The organism is Mesorhizobium sp. CA10 (genome assembly GCF_020165285.1).
Classification (GTDB): Bacteria; Pseudomonadota; Alphaproteobacteria; order Rhizobiales; family Rhizobiaceae; genus Mesorhizobium.
On record NZ_JAIUHV010000015.1, the window covers coordinates 16,318 to 35,050 of the forward strand.

The 18,733-nt window shown below is 62.2% G+C and carries 18 protein-coding genes and 1 tRNA gene; 13 read left to right on the plus strand and 6 right to left on the minus strand.

All coding sequences use genetic code 11. The annotated features are described in order from the left end of the window. Nucleotides 1–124: 124 nt before the first annotated feature. Genes LB535_RS25100 through LB535_RS25115 form a run of 4 tightly spaced genes read left to right on the plus strand, consistent with a single transcriptional unit; the run spans nt 125 to nt 4,919 of the window. Nucleotides 125–1,702 carry an ABC transporter ATP-binding protein gene (locus LB535_RS25100; RefSeq protein ID WP_224634120.1) on the plus strand — a complete coding sequence of 526 codons (1,578 nt, stop codon included), beginning with the start codon at nt 125–127 and terminating at the stop codon, nt 1,700–1,702. Further along, nucleotides 1,699–2,826, plus strand: a complete 1,128-nt coding sequence (locus LB535_RS25105; protein WP_224634121.1) for an ABC transporter permease — start codon at nt 1,699–1,701, stop codon at nt 2,824–2,826. Before LB535_RS25100 ends, LB535_RS25105 begins: the two co-directional genes overlap by 4 nt. After that, complete coding sequence (locus tag LB535_RS25110; RefSeq protein ID WP_224634122.1) at nt 2,826–3,800, plus strand: ABC transporter permease; 975 nt, start codon at nt 2,826–2,828, stop codon at nt 3,798–3,800. Before LB535_RS25105 ends, LB535_RS25110 begins: the two co-directional genes overlap by 1 nt. A gap of 51 nt (nt 3,801–3,851) precedes the next feature. Continuing rightward, the gene (locus LB535_RS25115) at nt 3,852–4,919 is read left to right on the plus strand and encodes a BMP family ABC transporter substrate-binding protein (protein WP_224634123.1); all 1,068 of its coding nucleotides are present in this window, start codon (nt 3,852–3,854) and stop codon (nt 4,917–4,919) included. A 78-nt stretch (nt 4,920–4,997) separates the two neighbouring features. On the opposite strand, the gene rimO is transcribed toward LB535_RS25115, so the two are convergent. The 3 genes from rimO to LB535_RS25130 all read right to left on the minus strand — a co-directional run bounded on the left by rimO (nt 4,998) and on the right by LB535_RS25130 (nt 7,853). Continuing rightward, nucleotides 4,998–6,311, minus strand: coding sequence for a 30S ribosomal protein S12 methylthiotransferase RimO (rimO, locus tag LB535_RS25120; RefSeq protein ID WP_224634124.1), 1,314 nt, complete (start codon nt 6,309–6,311; stop codon nt 4,998–5,000). A 178-nt stretch (nt 6,312–6,489) separates the two neighbouring features. Then, complete coding sequence (locus LB535_RS25125; RefSeq protein WP_224634125.1) at nt 6,490–7,176, minus strand: TerC family protein; 687 nt, start codon at nt 7,174–7,176, stop codon at nt 6,490–6,492. A 269-nt stretch (nt 7,177–7,445) separates the two neighbouring features. Then, nucleotides 7,446–7,853, minus strand: a complete 408-nt coding sequence (locus LB535_RS25130; protein WP_181181276.1) for a DUF930 domain-containing protein — start codon at nt 7,851–7,853, stop codon at nt 7,446–7,448. Nucleotides 7,854–8,149: 296 nt separating this feature from the next. Between LB535_RS25130 and LB535_RS25135 the strand changes: the two genes are divergently transcribed. Beyond that, entirely contained in the window at nt 8,150–8,521 is a 372-nt protein-coding gene (locus tag LB535_RS25135; RefSeq protein ID WP_224634126.1) for a hypothetical protein, read from the plus strand. Continuing rightward, a complete protein-coding gene (locus LB535_RS25140; RefSeq protein ID WP_224634127.1) occupies nt 8,511–8,894 on the plus strand; it encodes a hypothetical protein in 384 nt (127 codons plus the stop codon). The genes LB535_RS25135 and LB535_RS25140 overlap by 11 nt, the downstream gene beginning before the upstream one ends. Before the next feature lie 687 nt (nt 8,895–9,581). On the opposite strand, the gene LB535_RS25145 is transcribed toward LB535_RS25140, so the two are convergent. From LB535_RS25145 to LB535_RS25155, 3 genes are all read right to left on the minus strand, one after another. After that, nucleotides 9,582–9,815, minus strand: coding sequence for a hypothetical protein (locus LB535_RS25145; RefSeq protein WP_224634128.1), 234 nt, complete (start codon nt 9,813–9,815; stop codon nt 9,582–9,584). Nucleotides 9,816–10,123: 308 nt separating this feature from the next. Then, a tRNA-Ser gene (locus tag LB535_RS25150) sits at nt 10,124–10,213 on the minus strand. Between the two features lie 230 nt (nt 10,214–10,443). Next, the gene (locus tag LB535_RS25155) at nt 10,444–10,728 is read right to left on the minus strand and encodes a hypothetical protein (RefSeq protein ID WP_224634129.1); all 285 of its coding nucleotides are present in this window, start codon (nt 10,726–10,728) and stop codon (nt 10,444–10,446) included. Nucleotides 10,729–10,792: 64 nt separating this feature from the next. On the opposite strand from LB535_RS25155, the gene LB535_RS25160 reads away from it, so the two are divergent. The 7 genes from LB535_RS25160 to LB535_RS25190 all read left to right on the plus strand — a co-directional run bounded on the left by LB535_RS25160 (nt 10,793) and on the right by LB535_RS25190 (nt 18,452). Then, on the plus strand, nt 10,793–12,055 hold the full coding sequence (locus LB535_RS25160) for a septal ring lytic transglycosylase RlpA family protein (RefSeq protein WP_224634130.1): 1,263 nt from the start codon (nt 10,793–10,795) through the stop codon (nt 12,053–12,055). Between the two features lie 122 nt (nt 12,056–12,177). Then, nucleotides 12,178–13,356 (plus strand): D-alanyl-D-alanine carboxypeptidase family protein, encoded by a 1,179-nt coding sequence (locus LB535_RS25165; protein WP_140843361.1) that lies wholly within the window; start codon nt 12,178–12,180, stop codon nt 13,354–13,356. 72 nt (nt 13,357–13,428) lie between these two features. After that, nucleotides 13,429–14,103, plus strand: a complete 675-nt coding sequence (gene tmk, locus LB535_RS25170) for a dTMP kinase (RefSeq protein WP_140843363.1) — start codon at nt 13,429–13,431, stop codon at nt 14,101–14,103. After that, a complete protein-coding gene (locus LB535_RS25175; RefSeq protein ID WP_224634131.1) occupies nt 14,100–15,155 on the plus strand; it encodes a DNA polymerase III subunit delta' in 1,056 nt (351 codons plus the stop codon). Before tmk ends, LB535_RS25175 begins: the two co-directional genes overlap by 4 nt. Nucleotides 15,156–15,282: 127 nt before the next feature. Beyond that, nucleotides 15,283–16,833 (plus strand): methionine--tRNA ligase, encoded by a 1,551-nt coding sequence (gene metG / locus LB535_RS25180; protein WP_140843367.1) that lies wholly within the window; start codon nt 15,283–15,285, stop codon nt 16,831–16,833. Further along, on the plus strand, nt 16,833–17,627 hold the full coding sequence (locus LB535_RS25185; RefSeq protein WP_224628245.1) for a TatD family hydrolase: 795 nt from the start codon (nt 16,833–16,835) through the stop codon (nt 17,625–17,627). The genes metG and LB535_RS25185 overlap by 1 nt, the downstream gene beginning before the upstream one ends. A 3-nt stretch (nt 17,628–17,630) precedes the next feature. Next, on the plus strand, nt 17,631–18,452 hold the full coding sequence (locus LB535_RS25190; protein ID WP_224530197.1) for an MBL fold metallo-hydrolase: 822 nt from the start codon (nt 17,631–17,633) through the stop codon (nt 18,450–18,452). The last annotated feature ends 281 nt before the right edge of the window (nt 18,453–18,733 follow it).

The window sequence follows — 18,733 nt, forward strand, 5'->3', positions numbered from 1 at the left end:
CTATCTTAGCCCTTGAGTTTCCGCTGAAATTCTTGAAGCTCTTTCAAGTCGGGTGCTGCTTTCCGACTGGAGCCGGCCGCGCATACCATGCTTTCGGGAACACAGAACATGTCTGGGAAACCGGATGGGAGGCACTGTGAGTGCAAATCATGACAGGGCGAACCTGCTCGAGGTTCGCGGCCTAACCAAGATATTCGGCACGCTGACGGCGTGCGATCACATCGATCTCAATATCGCAAAAGGCGAGATCCACGCGCTGCTCGGCGAGAACGGCGCCGGCAAATCGACGCTGGTCAAGATGCTGTTCGGATCGCTCGAGCCGAACTCGGGCGAGATCTTCTGGGACGGCAAGCCGGTCAAGATCACCAACCCGGGCGCGGCCAAGAAGCTCGGCATCGGCATGGTGTTCCAGCATTTCTCGCTGTTTGAAGCGCTGACGGCGGCCGAGAACATCGCGCTTTCGCTCAATGACGGCTCGCCGATCAGCAGCATCGCCGCGAAGGCGAGGGCATTGTCCTACAGCTACGGCCTGCCGCTCGATCCGGATTCGCTGGTCGGAGATCTTTCGGTCGGCGAACGCCAGCGCATCGAGATCATCCGCTGCCTCCTGCAGACGCCGCAGCTCATCATCCTCGACGAGCCGACCTCGGTGCTGACGCCGCAGGAGGCCGACAAGCTGTTCGAGACGCTGGAGCGCCTGCGCGCCGAAGGCAAATCGATCCTCTACATCTCGCACCGGCTGGAAGAGGTCAAACGCATCTGCGACCGCGCCACGGTGCTTCGCCACGGCAAGGTCGTCGGCCACTGCAATCCACGAGAGGAGACGGCAGCGTCGCTTGCCCGCATGATGGTCGGAAGCGAGGTGAAGGCGGTGGTGCGTGCGCCGGCGGAAGGCATCGAAACGGCGCCGGCGCTGCTGGAAATCCGCAGCCTCAGCCGCAAGCCGGCGACACCCTTCGCCATCCCACTGAAGAACATCAACCTCACCGTACGTGCCGGCGAAGTGATCGGCATCGCGGGTGTGGCCGGCAACGGCCAGGGCGAGTTCTTCGAATCCGTCTCCGGCGAAGTGCTGCAGCAGGATACCGGTTCCGTGCGCATTCGCGGCAAGGACGCCGGCGGCCTTTCGATCACCGGCCGGCGGCTGATGGGGGCCGCCTTCGTGCCGGAGGAGCGGCTCGGCCATGGCGCAGCACCGCGCATGAAGCTTTCCGAGAACCTGCTTCTGTCTCGTCACGCCACTGACGGCAAGGCTTTCGTCGGTTCGGGCGGCACGGTGAAGAACGGCGCGGTTTACAGCGCTGCCCAGCGCATCATTAAAGCCATGGACGTGCGCAAGAGCGCGGCCGATCCGGAGGCCGCCGCATTGTCGGGCGGCAATCTGCAGAAATTCATTGTCGGCCGCGAGCTCGACCGTAGGCCCAGCGTCATGGTCGTCAACCAGCCGACCTGGGGCGTGGACGCCGGTGCGGCCGCTCACATCCGCCAGGCTTTGATCGAGCTCGCCCGCAGCGGCTCCGCTGTCCTTGTCATCAGCCAGGACCTCGACGAATTGTTCGAACTGTCGGACGCCATCGCCGTCATGCACAACGGAGAACTGTCGACGCCGCTGCCGATCGCCGAGGCGACTTTCGAGAAGGTCGGCCTGTTGATGGGCGGCGCCGAGCCCGGCCATGCCGAACACAGCTTGGAGGTCGCATGATGCGCATCGAACTTGTCAAACGCCCGCAGCGCTCGGCGCTGTTCTCGATGCTGTCGCCCTTCATCGCCTTCGCGCTGACGATCATTGCCGGCGCCATCATGTTTGCGCTGCTCGGCGTCAATCCGCTCAACGCCTTCGAGATCTATTTCGTCGAGCCGATCAGCCAGGTCTGGCAGTTGCATGAGCTCGCGATCAAGGCAGCGCCGCTGATCCTGATCGCGGTCGGCCTGTCGGTCTGCTACAAGGCCAACATCTGGAACATCGGCGCCGAAGGCCAGTTCATTTTCGGCGCGATCTTCGGCTCGATCATCCCGGTGCTGTTCCCGCAGTTCGAAGGCCCGCTGGTGATCCCGCTAATGCTTTTGCTGGGCATGGTCGGCGGTGCCTTCTACGCATCGATTCCGGCACTTCTGAAGACGCGCTTCAGCACCAATGAGATCCTCACCAGCCTGATGCTGGTCTATGTCGCGCAGCTTTTCCTCGACTGGCTTGTGCGCGGTCCATGGCGCGATCCACAAGGCCACGGCTTCCCGCAGACCATCCAGTTCGGCGATTCAGCCGTGCTGCCTGAGTTGATGCCGGATGCCGGCCGCGCCAATTGGGGTTTCATCTTCGCGCTGGTCGCCGCGGTAGCGATCTGGCTGATGATGAGCCGCATGCTGAAAGGGTTCGAGGTCCGCGTGCTGGGGTCAAGCCCAAGGGCAGGGCGCTTTGCCGGCTTCGGCTTCAACAAGATGGTGTTCTTCGCCTTCCTTCTGTCCGGCGCGCTGGCCGGTCTGGCGGGCATTTCAGAGGTCTCCGGCGCCATCGGCCAGTTGCAGCCGGTGATCTCGCCTGGCTACGGCTTCACCGCCATCATCGTCGCCTTCCTTGGGCGCCTCAATCCGCTGGGCATCGTCGCGGCGGGCCTGGTGCTGGCGCTGACCTATCTCGGCGGCGAGGCGGTGCAGAGCGCGCTCGGTATTTCCGACAAGGTGGCGCGCGTGTTCCAGGGCATGCTTCTGTTCTTCGTGCTCGGCTGCGACACGCTCATCCATTACCGCATCCGCCTGATCGGCATGGCGCTGACGAAGCCGAAGGGCGCGGCGCTCGAAGCAGCGCCCAAGCTCGAGGAGGCTCGCTGATGGACATCACCGTCAACATCCTTTTGACCATCGCGACCGCGGCGACGCCACTTCTGATCGCGGCGATCGGCGAGCTGGTGGTCGAGCGCTCCGGCGTGCTCAATCTCGGCGTCGAGGGCATGATGATCATGGGCGCCGTGGGCGGCTTCGGCGCCGGCTATCTCACCGGATCGCCGTGGATTGGCCTGCTAGCGGCTATCATCGTCGGCGCGCTGTTCTCGCTGCTGTTCGCCGTCATGACGCTGTCGCTCGCGACCAACCAGGTGGCCACCGGCCTGTCGCTGACGCTGCTCGGCCTCGGTCTCTCCGGCATGATCGGCACCAGCTTCGTCGGCCAGCCGGGCGTCAGGCTGCCAAACCTCGACATTCCGGGCATCAGCTCGATCCCGGTGGTCGGCAAGCTGGTCTTCGGCCAGGATCCGGTCTTCTACATCTCGATCGCGCTGACCGCGGCGGTGATGTGGTTCCTGTTCAAGACGCGCACGGGCCTGACGCTGCGCTCGATCGGCGACAGCCATACGTCGGCGCATGCGCTCGGCATCAAGGTCATCCGCTACCGCTATCTCGCCGTGATCTTCGGCGGCGCCTGCGCCGGCCTTGCCGGCGGCCACTTGTCGCTGGTCTACACGCCGCAATGGGTCGAGAACATGAGCGCCGGTCGAGGCTGGATCGCGCTGGCGCTGGTGGTGTTCGCTTCCTGGCGCCCGTGGCGGGTGCTGGCCGGCGCTTACATCTTCGGCGCCATTTGGATCGGCCAGCTTCACGTGCAAGCAATCGACCTTCAGAGCTTCATCAATGCCCCATGGGTGATTTATCAGGTCATCGCTTTCATAAAATCGTTCCCCGCCCAACTGCTTTCTTCGCTGCCCTATCTGGCAACCGTCGTGGTTCTCGTTCTAATCTCGCGCAACAAGCGGCTGACGATGATGAACACGCCGGCTTCGTTGGGGCAGCCATTTGTTCCGGATCGTTGACAACAACAAAAAGACGGGAAGCTCCAAGGCTTAACTCAGAGAGGTAACACAATGAAAAAACTGCTTATTGCGTTGATGACCACGGCCGCGGCGCTGTCCCTGGCGGCAACCGCCCAGGCCGCCGACAAGCTCAAGGCCTGCTGGGTCTACACGGGTCCGATCGGCGACTTCGGCTACTCCTATCAGCACGACCAAGGCCGGCTCGAAGTCGAGAAGGCGCTCGGCGACAAGGTCGAGACCGCCTATCTCGAAAACGTCTCGGAAGGCCCGGACGCCGACCGCGCTTTCGAGCGCCTGGCGCGCGAGAAGTGCAAGATCATCTTCGGCACCTCCTTCGGCTTCATGGATGCCGAAGTGAAGGTCGCCAAGAAGTTTCCCAAGGTTATGTTCGAGCATGCCACCGGCTTCAAGACCGGCGACAATCTCGGCATCTACAATGCCCGCTTCTATGAAGGCCGCTATGTGCTCGGCCAGATCGCAGCCAAGGAATCGAAGAAGGGCCTCGCCGGCTACATCGTTTCGTTCCCGATCCCGGAAGTGGTGATGGGCATCAACTCCTTCATGCTCGGCGCGCAGTCGGTCAATCCCGACTTCAAGGTGAAGATCGTGTGGGTGAATTCCTGGTTCGATCCCGGCAAGGAAGCCGACGCCGCCAAGGCGCTGTTCGACCAGGGCGCCGATATCATCGTCCAGCACACCGACTCGACTGCCGCTCTGCAGGTCGCGGAGGAGCGCAAGCTGCACGGCTTCGGCCAGTCATCCGACATGATCAAGTTCGCACCGCACGCGCAGCTGACCTCGCTGACCGACGAATGGGGCCCGTATTATATCAGCCGCGTCCAGGCGGCGCTCGACGGCACCTGGAAGCCTGACAATGTCTGGCTCGGCATCAAGGACGGCGCCGTCAAGCTCGCCCCCTACACCAACATGCCCGACGACGTGAAGGCGATGGCCGAGGCGACCGAGCAGAAGATCGCCGGCGGCTGGAACCCCTTCACCGGACCTGTCTCCAAGCAGGATGGTTCGCCCTGGCTGAAGGACGGCGAGGTCGCCGACGACGGCACGCTGCTCGGCATGAATTTCTACGTCAAGGGCATCGACGACAAGCTGCCGCAGTAAGCGGCAAATCGCTGAACCGAAACGAAAAAGGGCGCCCCCAGGCGCCCTTTTTTAAGCTGCGTGGGTCCGCGTGGACTGTCAGACGGCCGAGCCGTAAAGGTCGTAAGCATCGGCGCGGTCGATCTTGACCGTGACGATCTCGCCGGCGCGCAGCGGCCGCCGCGACTGGATGTGCACAGAGCCGTCGATCTCCGGCGCGTCGTATTTGGTGCGGCCTTTGCCGGATGTGCCATGCGCCTCGTCGATCAGCACCGGGAGGCGCTTTCCGACTTTCCTGGCGAGCTGCGCAGCCGAGATCTTCTGCTGGCGCTGCATGAAGCGGTGCCAGCGCGCTTCCTTGATCTCCTGCGGCACCTGCTCCAGTCCGAGATCGTTGGAGCGCGCGCCCTTGACCGGCTCGTATTTGAAGCAACCGGCGCGGTCGATCTTGGCTTCGTCCAGCCAGTCGAGCAGCATCTCGAAATCGTCCTCGGTCTCGCCGGGGAAGCCGACGATGAAGGTCGAGCGGATGGCGAGATCCGGGCAGACCTCTCGCCAGCCACGGATGCGGTCCAGCGTCTTTTCGCCATGCGCGGGGCGTCGCATGTTCTTCAGCACCTGCGGCGAGGCGTGCTGGAAGGGAATGTCGAGATAGGGGAGGATTTTTCCCTCCGCCATCAGCGGAATGACATCGGCGACATGCGGGTAGGGGTACACATAATGCATGCGTATCCAGATGCCGAGCTTACCTAGCTCCTCGGCGAGGTCGAGGAATTTCGCCCGCACCTCGCGATCGCCAAACATCGACGTCTGGTACTTGATGTCGATGCCGTAGGCGCTGGTGTCCTGCGAGATGACCAGGATCTCCTTAACGCCGGCCTTGGCGAGCTTTTCGGCTTCGCGCAGCACGTCCGCGGCCGGGCGCGAGACGAGATCGCCGCGCAACGCCGGAATGATGCAGAAGGTGCAGCGGTTGTTGCAGCCCTCGGAAATCTTCAGATAGGCGTAGTGGCGCGGCGTCAGCTTCACGCCCTGCGGCGGCAACAGGTCGATATAGGGATCGTGGCTGGGCGGCGCCGCCTCGTGCACCGCCGCCATCACGCTTTCATAGGCCTGCGGGCCGGTGATCGCCAACACGTTGGGGTGCTTTTCGCGGATGACCTCCGGCTCGGCGCCGAGGCAGCCGGTGACGATGACGCGGCCGTTTTCGGAAAGCGCGGAGCCGATGGCGTTGAGCGATTCGTCGCGGGCGGAATCGAGAAAGCCGCAAGTGTTGACGACGACGAGGTCGGCGCCGTCATGCTTGCGTGCGATCTCGTAGCCCTCGGCGCGCAGCCGCGTGATGATGCGCTCGGAATCGACGAGCGCCTTCGGGCATCCAAGACTGACGAAACTGACGCGTGGGGCGGACATAAATTTGTTTTCCAAGAGATGAGGGCGAGATCGAGGGGCCTCAGGCTCCGAAGATCGATCTACGGCGCGCGGCTTTGAGCCATTTCGCGCGGCGCAATAGCACGCTTCGGCACAGAAGCAAACCTGCCAGCCGGCCACGACAAGAGGCGATGCGGCAGATGCTCGCCTTGAAGGAGCGTCAGTGGCCGTCCGATCCGAACCAGGGCGCCAGGAAAGCAAAATGGTCGGGAAATTGCTGCACGGCGCCTCCCAGAAGCATGTTCACCGCGACATAGAGGATGATCAGCAGGCCGACATAGGCGATCCAGCGGTATTTGTGCAGCAGGCGCGCGACGAAGGATGCGGCAAAGCCCATCAACGCGATCGAAAGGACAAGTCCGATGATCAGCACCGTGGGATGCTTCATGGCCGCGCCGGCGACGGCGAGCACGTTGTCGAGCGACATCGAGACGTCGGCGATGACGATCTGCCAGGCAGCCTGCGAGAAGGTCTTGCGCGCGCCTTTGCCGGCGATCTTGCCGTCCTTGATATAATCGCCGTTCGACAGCGCTTCTGTCGCGTCGCGCTCATCCTCGTGGCTGACGCGCAGCTCGCGCCACATCTTCCAGCATACCCACAGAAGCAGGAGCCCGCCGGCAATGAGCAACATCGGGCCGATGCTCAGCAGCCATTGCGTGATCAGGGCAAAGACAATGCGCAGGACGGTGGCTGCCGCAATGCCGACCAGGATGGCGCGCTTGCGCTGATCGACGGGAAGGCCAGCTGCCGCGAGGCCGATCACAATTGCGTTGTCGCCGGCAAGCGCGAGATCGATTGCAACGACCTGGAGGAGAGCCGAAAGGCCTGCGGCAGTGAATATTTCCATCGACTAGAAATCCTTGCCTGAAATGAGCGTAGCCCTCTACCGGGACGGGCCTAAAGGCACGGTCCATCGGCGTCAAGACGCAGGGTTGGACATCGCCGGAAAACAAGGCCGGCAGCGCAAGCCCTCAAGGATTTAGGGAGTCGCCGGCAAGCCGGCGAGGCCGAAAACTAGAGCGTTTCACCGTTTCACGGAAACGGCGAACCGCTCTATCTCTTTGTTTTGACGCAATTCCGGACGGGAAATCGCTACGCACTTTCCCTGGAATTGCTCTAGTCGTAGAGATTATATTTGGCCCAGTCGGATTCCGGGATTTCGTCGCCGATCTTGTAGCGGAACTGCAGCACCTGCATGTGGTCCGGCGCGGTCTGGCATTTGAACTTCAGCCGGTACCATTGGCCATTGCTGCGGAAGGCGGCGCCCGAGCTCTTGATGGCATCGGCGCTCATCTGCGGCGTGGCGAAGGCGTAGGCCACGACGCGGTCGGCCTTGTAGTTGCGATCGTCGTGGCTGATCCGGTCGAGCACCTCGGCGTCACAGCGCTGCTCGAGGCGCGTCTCAGGATCGAGTTTCATCAGACCGGCGCGCAACGCATTGTCCATCGCCTTGGCCGGCAAGACCGGCGTCAGCGACGCCAGAACCATCAGGCAGAGCTTTTTCATGGGCGCGACAAGCAGCATATTTTGTCCGATAAATCAAATAAACGGTGGTTTACCCACTGTCGGTCGCCAGCGCCGAGCCGTCGCCGCTTTCACGGTGGCAGTCAGGCGCTCCGGTGTGCCATTCCGGCACCGGCAATTTCGAGACTGTCCCGCCGCAACCCAATGGCTGGGATGGGCCATTGAGTGGAGGGCTTCGTTGCTTCAATCACCGTGGTCGGCGCGCTGCTGCACCGAGATGGTTAACAAGCCTCTTGCCTAGATTTTGTTGATTTCGCGCTAGTTATATGGTCTGGAGATGCTAGTGGGGAACGGAAATGGCCAAAATTGATTCACCGACTGTCGGGGCCGACGAGTCTGACCGGATCAATATCGACTATATCAAAAGCCACTTATTCCGCACGATTTCGCCTAACGGAATTCTTACGAGTATCACCCCACAAGGCAAAATTCAGTTTGCGCTTTTCTCCGAACGCCAAGCTATCCCTCAGCGGGTGGTCTACAAATTTGGCGACGATGGTACGCTCGGTGATGTCCTTGAAACGATAGGTCGAGATGCAATCGTCCGTGAAGTCGAGGCAGTTGTGACATTCGACCTGGAAACAGCCACAAGCCTATTGAATGGTCTGAGCGATATGATCAAGGAGCTCAGGTCGTTCGAAGATGAGGAGGATCGAAATGACAGCTAGAGTGGCGCTTGCGCGCCAGCCGGCGTTTGGAATTCGTCCGTTCCGCGAATTGGTAGGTACCCGAGGCCAGTATCACAAAAGCAAGGAAGACTACGTTTCCCGCTTCTATCAACTGGTTCGCACCTGGCGTGCAGAAACTGCCTATTCATCTTCGTCGAGCGAGATGTTCAGTCACCCCGCTTTCCGCGAGATCGTGAGCATGGGTAGAGTGGTTGTGCCGTTGATCGTCCAGGAACTACGTCGGCAGCCTGATTTGCTTGTGGCGGCGCTCCCGCAAATCACTGGCGACGACCCTGTGTCGGAGGACGACCGTGGCGATATCTATGCAATGGCCGCAAGCTGGATCGAGTGGTACCAGCGCCGCAGCAGATGAGTGTCGGGGGCATTCTTTCCCAATTTCCAAACATGACCGTCGCCGACCTTGCACTGACGAGTCCGCGAACGCCGACTTACAACTGCGTAGCGTATGCTGCCGGAGATCACAGGCGGTGGTGGTGGCCAGATCCGCTCGGTCAATTTTACTGGCCGAAAGGCGCTCAACGTGTCGAACGTCTTGCCGCATTTCAGAAAGCATTCGAGATAATAGGCTACTCGCTATGCGCTTCGCGGGAGCTTGAGCCTAACACCCAAAAGATCGCCATTTTCGCCACAAATAGTGATCCGACACATGCCGCTCGGCAGCTTGAAAATGGCCTTTGGTCAAGCAAGTTAGGACGGATGGAAGACGTATCCCATACCCTCTCTAGCCTAGAGGGCGGAACTTACGGGAATGTCGCGTTCGTGATGTCGAAGTCCGTTAAGAAGGTAGTCCTCTGAAATTAATTTCACTCCGGCCCTTCTGTTAACGTGCAGCCGAGCGGCGGTTCCCCGGACCGCATGCAGCGGGCCGGCGGGAGGAAGCGCCCTGGCGGGCGCCATAGCCTATACAGCCATAGAAGAGTGACTTTCATGGCCCCGCGGATAATCGGGCCGACATCATCACCAAAGCGAAATATCGCCCGCACCAAGAGCCCGAAAATGACAACAACCAAAAGGACAAATAGGATCAAGTGCATTAGCCTCAGATCACATTGGCGACGATTTGAAGCGCTGTACCCAGTATGATCAGCACCAGACCGCATATTCCTAAAAAGTCGTACCGCCTCTCACGGATAACTTCTTCTTTGTTTGTCTGCTCAATGACAATTGTATCAAAGCCGCCACTCCGTACTTTGTAGGGCATTCCGTATCTAAACAGAATAATGACTCCGGAGAGCGAAAGTACGAGTCCAACGATATTGAGCACTGAGACCATGTTCATTTCCGCAGCCTCACGCCAGTGCCGCCGCCGAAATTCACCGCTTCGGCATGGTACGTTATCAAAGTATCTGAGGCGAGCGAGTCGAATTAGTGACGACCCAGATTTTCGCCAAGAGCTTGACGCTGACGTTTGGGGTCATCCATCCGGTAAAGACAAAATCGGACCTCTGCTGCACGCCGCAATTCGCAATATGGAAGGCATTTGTGTACCGATCGTCCCGAACGATGTGCCGCTCCGCACCTTGATTCGCCGGTAGACTGTCGATATGATTTCCGAAATTAATTAGGAATTTCAACGGCTTCTGGCGGAGGGAGTGGGATTCGAACCCACGGTGAACTTGCGCCCACGCCGGTTTTCAAGACCGGTGCCTTAAACCGCTCGGCCATCCCTCCATAGTGGTCCCGTTGCAACGATTGCCATGCCGGTACGACTGCGAGCCATGCTCTAGTGCGTCGCGCAAAGACCGTCAATCGCAAGGCACCAATCAGGCGCAAGGAGCCGCTCAGTCGGAGCCTCGGGAACCGCGAGCATTCCATGGACCGGAGCTGCATTGACAATTCGGCGAAAGGTCGGTCAATCTCGGCTTGCTAATATTCAAGCAGGGGGAAATCGTGAAGAAGAGCTATGAGAGGCCGATTCTGACGAAACGCGAGATCCTGTCGCGCGCGACGGCGCAGCAGGTTTCGTCCGAACCACCACCGCCACCGCCGGCATAACGGATTTGTCGGCTGATCGCGAACTCAGCGTGCCGATAATCCCTTCCGTCGGCGTTGATGCCACCGGCAAAGCCTGTGATAGCAGCTTGCAGGGCGTATGGACGGGCATATGCCATAATCTCGCCCTGTTGTGGCCATAATCGATTAACATCGTGATAAGCAATTCCTGTGCAAAAGGGATTGGGGATCAAGGTGTTGGCCTGGCGGGCGACTTCTGGCCCGTCTGGTGACAGCACGGTAGGGGACAATCGAGACATGCAGACCCTGACGCGCCCGCGTCTTCGTCGCGCTTCTGCTTTCGCCCTGTGCGCCCTTTCGGGCTTGCTGCTGGCTGCCTGCGCCTCGCAACCCGAACCGAAGGGGATGGTCTACAAGAAGGCCCGCTCCAAGGAATATTTCGCCGAATCCGAATATGGCGTGAAGGCGAGCCCGCGTGTCCAGTTCATGCGGCGCGGCGGCGGCCGTGACCAGCTCGGCAAGCCCTATCAGGTGCGCGGCAAGTGGTACTATCCCAAGGAAGACAAGGGCTACGCCAAAGTCGGCCTGGCTTCCTGGTACGGCGATGCGTTTCATGGCCGCCTGACCGCCAATGGCGAAGTCTACGACATGACGCATCTGACGGCGGCGCATCCGACGATGCCGCTGCCGAGCTATGCCCGCGTCACAAATCTGGAGACCGGCAGCTCGGTGATCGTGCGCGTTAACGACCGCGGCCCCTATCACGAAGGCCGCATCATCGACGTTTCCGAACGCGCGGCGCAGATGCTCGACTATGCCAAGGTCGGCACGGCCAGGGTCAAAGTGGAGTATGTCGGCCGCGCGCCGCTCGACGGCGATGACGACCAGTATCTGGTGGCCTCCTATCATCCCGGCAACAACCGGCCGGATCCTTCGGACGGCCTGCCGACCGGCGTCATGGTGGCCATGAACGGCCCGTCGCCGAGCGTGCCGGTCGCGGCGTCTCCGGCCGCCGCGCCGTTTCCGGGCGAGTTGACCAATTCGGGGCGGGCCTTTGCAGCGCAGCCGGGGCTTTCGGATCAGCCGGCCGTGCAGCCGGCCGCATTCGCCGTCCAGGGCGCCAGCGATGTCGCGCTGCCGGATTTCGGTCCGATCGTGCCGGAACGGCCGGATTTCACGCTTCCGCCGAACTCGCCCTTCGCCATGGCCTCTCTGTCTTACGCCGATGAGCGGGTAGAGCGCGCCGATGTCTTTGCCGCGCTCGATTCCGGCGGCATGTCGCCGGCCGATATCCTGCGTTCATGGAAGAAATCGAAGCGAGAGCTACAGACGCCTGCGTCCGACTATGTCGCCGCCGGTTCCTTCGACGAGGCTGCGAAGGCAAAGCGTGTGGCCGCAGCGCTCGAGCCGTTCGGCCGGACCGAGATCCAGCGCACCGAGCTCGACGGCAATGACTGGTATGCGGTCAATGTCTATCCAGACGGCCATGGCAGCGTCGACGACCTGCTCCAGGCAGCCTGGTCGCATGGCGCGCCGGACGCGCTTGTTGTGCGTAACTGATCAAATTCGCGCTGCCCGTTGATCCGGCCGGAAAAACCCTGATAGCTTGGCCGTGGGGTAGTCTTTGCGCATTCTGGAGCGGCTCTGCGCTTTCCGGGTTGCTCAGATCGGGTCGACATTTCATGCAGTTCCGCATTTTTCTGCCTTTCGCCAGCCTTCTGGGATTGGCGCTGGTGTTGCTTTGCGCCGCCCCGGCGAGCGCGCAGCTCTTCGAGACCAAGGCGGCGCAGGCGTTCATGATCGATGCCGACACCGGCACGGTGCTCTTCGCCAAGGACCCCGACAAGCCAATCCCGCCGGCCTCAATGGCCAAGCTGATGACGATGGAAATGGTCTTCAACGCCATCAAGTCGAAGCGGATCACGCTCGACGACACTTTCGTCGTGAGCGAAAACGCCTGGCGCACCGGCGGCGCGCCGTCCGGAACCTCGACCATGTTCGCCAAGCTCAAATCCGAGGTCCGCGTCGAGGATTTGATCCAGGGCGTCACCGTGCAGGCCGCCAATGACGGCTGTATCGTGCTCGCCGAGGGAATGGCGGGCTCGGAAGCGAATTTCGCCGCGCAGATGACCGATCGCGCCCGCCAGCTCGGCCTCTCGAAATCGACCTTCGTCAATTCGACCGGCCTGCCGGCCGACGGGCAGCAGACGACGGTGCGGGAGCTGACCATGCTGGCGCTGCATCTGTGGCGCGACTATCCGGAGTTCTTCCACTATTACGGCCAGCCGGACTTCACCTGGAATAAGATCTCGCAGAGGAACCGCAATCCGCTGATCGCCATGGGCATCGAGGCCGATGGCTTCGTGGCAGGTGCCAGCGAGCAGGCGGGCTTCGGCCTGGTCGGCACCGTCAGTCACAACGGCACGCGTGTGATCGCCGCGCTCAGCGGATTGGCCAATGACCGCGAGCGCTCCGAAGAGGCGCGCAAGCTGCTCGAATGGGGCTCGCGGTCATTCCAGAAGACCGAGATCTTCGCCAAGGACGAGGTGGTCGGAGAAGCACAGGTTTTCGGCGGCGCCAAGTCCGGCCTGGCCTTGAAAGCCAAAGGCCCCGTGGACATCTTTCTGCCGATAGCCAACCGCGACAAGCTGACCGCCAGGATCGTCTACCAGGGTCCGGTGTCGGCACCGGTCGAGGAGGGGCAACCGGTCGGGGAATTGCGCGTTTGGATAGGCGAGACGCTGAGCCAGCAGACGCCGCTCTATGCCGCAGAATCGGTGAAGGTGGGTACGCTGCCGCAGCGCGCGTTGGACGCGGCCAAGGAACTCGCTGTCGGCTGGCTGCGGCAGAAACATTTGTGATCGGGCAAGTTCGTGGACCTTTTGTCGGACGGGAGCTATGACAGCGGCCAGCACGGGCAAAGGCAGTCTCGATTGGCGAGCGGATTTTTCATCACCTTCGAGGGCGGCGAAGGAGCAGGCAAGTCGACGCAGATCGAGCGGCTGGCGCGGCGCATGCGCGCCAAGAAATACGAGGTCCTGGTCAGCCGCGAACCGGGTGGATCGCCCGGCGCCGAAGCCGTAAGGCATGTGCTTCTGTCCGGGGCGGCCGAGCCGTTCGGCCCGAAGATGGAGGCGATCCTGTTCGCCGCCGCGCGCTCCGACCATGTCGAGCAGGTCATCCGGCCGGCGGTCGAGCGCGGCTCGATCGTGCTGTGCGACCGTTTCATCGATTCCTCTCGCGTCTACCAGGGCGTCACCGGCGGGCTCGATGCCGATTTCATGAAGGCGCTGGAGGCGGTGGCCATCAACGGCATGATGCCCGACATGACGCTGATCTTCGACATCGATCCCGCTGAAGGCCTGAAACGGGCCGCCGCGCGGCGCGGCGCCGATGACGCCGCCGATCGCTTCGAGAAGGAGACTTTGGCCATCCACCGGCGGCGGCGCGAGGCTTTCCTGGCCATCGCCGCGGCCGAACCGGAGCGCTGCGTCGTCATCGACGCCTCCGCCGATCCCGATACGGTGGAGAACGTCGTCACCGCCGCCGTCTTCGCAGCGCTGGAAGAGCGGATGCCGGCGCAAAGGATTGAGACGGCGCCGGCATGATCTTCGAACGCATCGCCCCCGAACAGCACGACACGCTGGACGGCGTGCCCGAGCCCGCCGAAACGCCGCGGCTGATCGGCCACGCGACGGCGGCAGGGATGCTTGCCAGCGCCTACCGCACCGGCAAGCTGCCGCATGCGCTGATTTTCGCCGGGCCCCAAGGCATCGGCAAGGCGACGCTGGCGTTCCACATGGCGCATCATCTTCTGAGATATCCGGATTTCAAGACGGCGCCCGACACGCTTGCCGTTCCCGATCCGGCCTCCTCGCTGTTTCGCCAGATCGCCACCGGCGCGCAACCTTCGGTGCTGCACCTCACCCGTCCGGCCAATGACAAGACCAAGAGCTTCAAGACGGTGCTGACCGTCGACGAGATCCGCAAGGTCAGCCGCTTCCTGTCGATGACCTCGCATGACGGCAGCTACCGCGTCGTCATCGTCGATCCGGCCGACGACATGAACACCAACGCCGCAAATGCCTTGCTCAAGAATCTCGAAGAGCCGCCGGCGCGCACCCTGTTCATTCTGGTGGTGCATGCGCCGGGCAGCCTGTTGCCGACGATCCGCTCGCGCTGCCAGATGGTGCGGCTGGCGCCTTTGGCCGCCGACGAACTGATGGCGGTGCTGGAAAATGTCGAGCCGCCGCCGCCGGACGATCCGGGCGCGCGCGCGGCGCTCGCCGAGCGGGCAGGGGGCAGCGCCCGCAACGCGATCCTGCTCACCCAATATGGCGGGCTGGAGATCGCCGGCGCGCTCGACACGCTGGTGGCGGCCAGGAAGCCCGACATTGCCGGCGCCCATCGCCTTGCCGAAGCCGTGGCGGGACGCGATCAGGCAATCCAGTTCGACATCTTCAACCGTCGCGCGCTCGACCTGCTTTCGACCGCCGCCAGCGACGCCGCGCTTGCCGGCGATCTCGCCCGGGCCAAAACCCTGTCCGAGGCTTGGCACGAGGCGCTGAACACGATATCTGAGGCTGAGACCTACAACCTCGACAAGAAGCAGCACGCCCTGACCATGATCGACCGCCTGAATTCTGCGATGCGAATGTGACGGCTCGTTCGATGCATGCCGTTGGCCCAGTTTTGGGCGGCATGCATTGGCCTCGGGATGGCAATCGACGTTCCGATACGATATCCACCGCCACAACTCACATTCAGATATTCATGACGGTTCATTCATGTCACGCGACACATTCTACATCACGACCGCGATCTCCTACCCAAACGGCAAGCCGCATATCGGCCATGCCTATGAGCTGATTGCCACCGACGCGCTTGCCCGCTTCCAGCGGCTGGACGGCAAGGATGTCTTCTTCCTGACCGGCACCGACGAGCACGGCATCAAAATGCTGCAGACGGCGCGCAAGGAAGGCATCACGGCGCGCGAGCTCGCCGACCGCAACTCGGCCGAGTTCAGGCGCATGGCCACCGCGCTCAACGCTTCCAACGACGATTTCATCCGCACCACCGAGGAGCGGCATTACGCGTCCTCGCAAGCGATCTGGAAGGCGATGGCCGCCAATGGCGACATCTACAAGGGCGGCTATGCCGGTTGGTATTCGGTGCGCGACGAGGCCTATTACGGCGAGGAGGAGACCGAGGTTCGCCCCGACAATGTCCGCTACGGGCCGCAGGGAACGCCGGTGGAATGGGTCGAGGAAGAAAGCTATTTCTTCCGGCTGTCGGCCTACCAGGACAGGCTGATTGCGCTTTACGAGAGCCAGCCCGATTTCATCGGTCCGGCCGAGCGCCGCAACGAAGTGATGAGCTTCGTCAAATCGGGGCTGAAGGATCTGTCGGTCTCGCGCACCACTTTCGACTGGGGCGTGCCGGTGCCGGGCGACGAAAAGCACGTGATGTATGTATGGGTCGACGCCTTGACCAATTACATCACCGGCGTCGGCTATCCCAATGAAAACGATGAGAAATGGCGGTTTTGGCCTGCCGATGCGCACATCATCGGCAAGGACATCGTGCGCTTCCACGCCGTCTATTGGCCGGCCTTCCTGATGTCGGCGGGAATCCCGTTGCCGAAGCGCGTCTTCGGCCATGGCTTCCTGTTCAACCGGGGCGAGAAGATGTCGAAGTCGGTCGGCAACGTCATCGACCCGTTCACCATGGTCGAGCACTACGGTGTCGACCAGGTGCGCTATTTCTTCCTGCGCGAGGTGCCGTTCGGCCAGGACGGCAATTACAGCCATGAGGCGATCGTCAACCGCACCAATGCCGATCTTGCCAACGGCCTCGGCAATCTGGCGCAGCGCTCGCTGTCGATGATTGCCAAGAACTGCGGCGGCAAGGTGCCGGCGCGCGGCGACCTTACCGAGGCCGACACGGCGATCCTCGACGAGGCGGTCGAAGCGCTGGCCGTTTCTCGTCGGGCGATGGCGGAGCAGGGCATCCATCTGGCGCTGGCGGCGATCTTCGGCGTTGTTGCCGAAGCCGACCGCTATTTCGCCTCTCAGGAGCCGTGGGCGCTGCGCAAGACCAATCCGGAGCGCATGGAAACCGTGCTGTGGACGACGGCCGAGCTGGTGCGCCGGGTGACGCTGCTTTGCCAGCCTTTCATTCCCGGATCGGCGGCCAAGCTGCTCGACCTGTTGGCCGTGCCCGCTGACAGCCGCGCTTTCGAGCACGTCCATGCCAACCACGCGCTGGAGCCAGGCACTGCCTTGCCGGCGCCGGAGGGCGTATTTCCGCGCTATGTCGAGCAGGATGGCAATAGCTGATGCTGGTCGACAGCCATTGCCATCTCGACTTCCCGGACTTCGCCGAGGAGCGGACGGCTGTCGTCGCCCGCGCTCTCGCCGCCGGAATCGGCCGCATGGTGACGATCTCGACGCGGGTTAAGCGATTTCAGCAGGTCCTTGAAATTGCTGAATCTTTCAATGAGGTCTATTGCTCGGTCGGCACCCATCCGCACAATGCGGCGGAAGAGCTCGACGTCACCACTGACGAGCTGGTGCGGCTTTCCGGCCATCCCAAGGTGGTGGCGATCGGCGAGGCCGGGCTCGATTATTACTATGACAAGGCGCCGCGCGATGCGCAGGCGCAAGGCTTTCGCACCCATATCGCGGCCGCGCGCCGCACCGGCCTGCCGCTGGTCATCCATGCACGCGATGCCGACGACGACATGGCGTCGATCCTCGAGGACGAAACAGGGAAGGGCGCCTTCCCCTTTATCCTGCACTGTTTTTCGTCCGGACGCAGGCTGGCCGAAGTCGGCGTGGCGCTGGGCGGCTATGTCTCCTTCTCCGGCATTCTAACCTTCAAGAACTCCGCCGAACTGCGCGCCATCGCCGCCGATGTGCCGCGCCACCGGTTGCTGGTCGAGACCGACGCGCCCTACCTTGCGCCGGTCCCGCATCGCGGCAAACGCAACGAGCCGGCCTATGTGGCGAACACGGCCAAGGTGCTCGCCGAGACCATCGGCGTCAGCGAGGCCGAGATCGCCGATATTACCACCGGGAACTTCTTCAGGCTGTTCACCAAAATGCCGCGTCCCGAAACGGCTGCGGGCTGAGGCATGAGCGACCGGCTGCGCTTTACCGTTCTTGGCTGCGGCTCATCGCCCGGCACGCCGCGCATCACCGGTGATTGGGGCAATTGCGACCCCAAGAACCCGAAGAACCGGCGCATGCGTACGGCCGCCCTGGTCGAGCGGATTGCTGCCAACGGCGCGCGCACCACGGTCGTCATCGACACCGGGCCGGATTTCCGCGAGCAGATGCTGCTGGCCTCCGTCAAGCGCATCGATGCAGTCGTCTACACGCATCCGCATGCCGACCACATCCACGGCATCGACGATCTGCGCGGCTATGTGCTCGAGCAACGCCATCGTATCGACATCCATGCCGACGAGCCGACCATGCTGCGGCTGCGCCAGGCGTTCGGCTATTGCTTCGAGACGCCGCCAGGCAGTTCCTATCCGCCGATCGTCAAGGCGCACATCATCGATCACGCCAGGCCGGTCGTGATCGAAGGCGAGGGGGGTCCCCTCACCCTCGAGCCGCTGCCGCAGTTCCATGGCGACATCATCTCGCTCGGCTTCCGCATCGGCGGGCTTGCCTATTGCCCTGATATCAGCGGCTTTCCGGACGCCACCATTGAGCGTTTGCGCGGCCTCGACACGCTGGTGATCGACGCGCTGCAGTACAACACCCATCCCAGTCATCTGTCGCTTGGCCAGGCGCTGGAGTGGATCGAAAAGCTGACGCCGAGGAACGCCGTGCTGACCCATATGCATGTGCCGCTCGACTACGCTATTGTGATGGCCGAGACGCCGGAGCATGTCGTGCCGGCCTATGACGGCATGGCGATCGAAATTCCTTACGAGTCAGAGCGGTAGCGACAGCTGTTCAGTCGGCGCTGCAGTTCGTCCGTCGAAAGCTTCGCTGCGGTCTCGAAGCCGAAGCGCTGCCGCGGAGCTTGTCGCCGGCAGGGAAAGCCGCAGCAATTCCTGGACGTGCCCGCCACGCCTCAGTTCCATAATCTATCTTATGCGACTTTCCGATATGGCAACGGAGATGCCGACAGCGTGAGGTCACACAGCCCTGCTCGCCAGCCGCACGGAGCTGTTGCGCATTGACGGGTACGAACAGGAGTCGTCCCTCATTGCGGCAGCAAGTG

What these genes read in the sequence shown, in the direction of transcription:
- metG (WP_140843367.1), top strand. Translation starts at nt 15,283, where the DNA reads ATGTCACGCGACACATTCTACATCACGACCGCGATCTCCTACCCAAAC.
- LB535_RS25100 (WP_224634120.1), top strand. Translation starts at nt 125, where the DNA reads ATGGGAGGCACTGTGAGTGCAAATCATGACAGGGCGAACCTGCTCGAG.
- LB535_RS25165 (WP_140843361.1), top strand. Translation starts at nt 12,178, where the DNA reads ATGCAGTTCCGCATTTTTCTGCCTTTCGCCAGCCTTCTGGGATTGGCG.
- LB535_RS25135 (WP_224634126.1), top strand. Translation starts at nt 8,150, where the DNA reads ATGGCCAAAATTGATTCACCGACTGTCGGGGCCGACGAGTCTGACCGG.
- LB535_RS25185 (WP_224628245.1), top strand. Translation starts at nt 16,833, where the DNA reads ATGCTGGTCGACAGCCATTGCCATCTCGACTTCCCGGACTTCGCCGAG.
- LB535_RS25140 (WP_224634127.1), top strand. Translation starts at nt 8,511, where the DNA reads ATGACAGCTAGAGTGGCGCTTGCGCGCCAGCCGGCGTTTGGAATTCGT.
- LB535_RS25190 (WP_224530197.1), top strand. Translation starts at nt 17,631, where the DNA reads ATGAGCGACCGGCTGCGCTTTACCGTTCTTGGCTGCGGCTCATCGCCC.
- LB535_RS25160 (WP_224634130.1), top strand. Translation starts at nt 10,793, where the DNA reads ATGCAGACCCTGACGCGCCCGCGTCTTCGTCGCGCTTCTGCTTTCGCC.
- LB535_RS25115 (WP_224634123.1), top strand. Translation starts at nt 3,852, where the DNA reads ATGAAAAAACTGCTTATTGCGTTGATGACCACGGCCGCGGCGCTGTCC.
- LB535_RS25130 (WP_181181276.1), bottom strand. Translation starts at nt 7,853, where the DNA reads ATGCTGCTTGTCGCGCCCATGAAAAAGCTCTGCCTGATGGTTCTGGCG.
- LB535_RS25110 (WP_224634122.1), top strand. Translation starts at nt 2,826, where the DNA reads ATGGACATCACCGTCAACATCCTTTTGACCATCGCGACCGCGGCGACG.
- LB535_RS25145 (WP_224634128.1), bottom strand. Translation starts at nt 9,815, where the DNA reads ATGGTCTCAGTGCTCAATATCGTTGGACTCGTACTTTCGCTCTCCGGA.
- LB535_RS25105 (WP_224634121.1), top strand. Translation starts at nt 1,699, where the DNA reads ATGATGCGCATCGAACTTGTCAAACGCCCGCAGCGCTCGGCGCTGTTC.
- rimO (WP_224634124.1), bottom strand. Translation starts at nt 6,311, where the DNA reads ATGTCCGCCCCACGCGTCAGTTTCGTCAGTCTTGGATGCCCGAAGGCG.
- LB535_RS25175 (WP_224634131.1), top strand. Translation starts at nt 14,100, where the DNA reads ATGATCTTCGAACGCATCGCCCCCGAACAGCACGACACGCTGGACGGC.
- LB535_RS25125 (WP_224634125.1), bottom strand. Translation starts at nt 7,176, where the DNA reads ATGGAAATATTCACTGCCGCAGGCCTTTCGGCTCTCCTCCAGGTCGTT.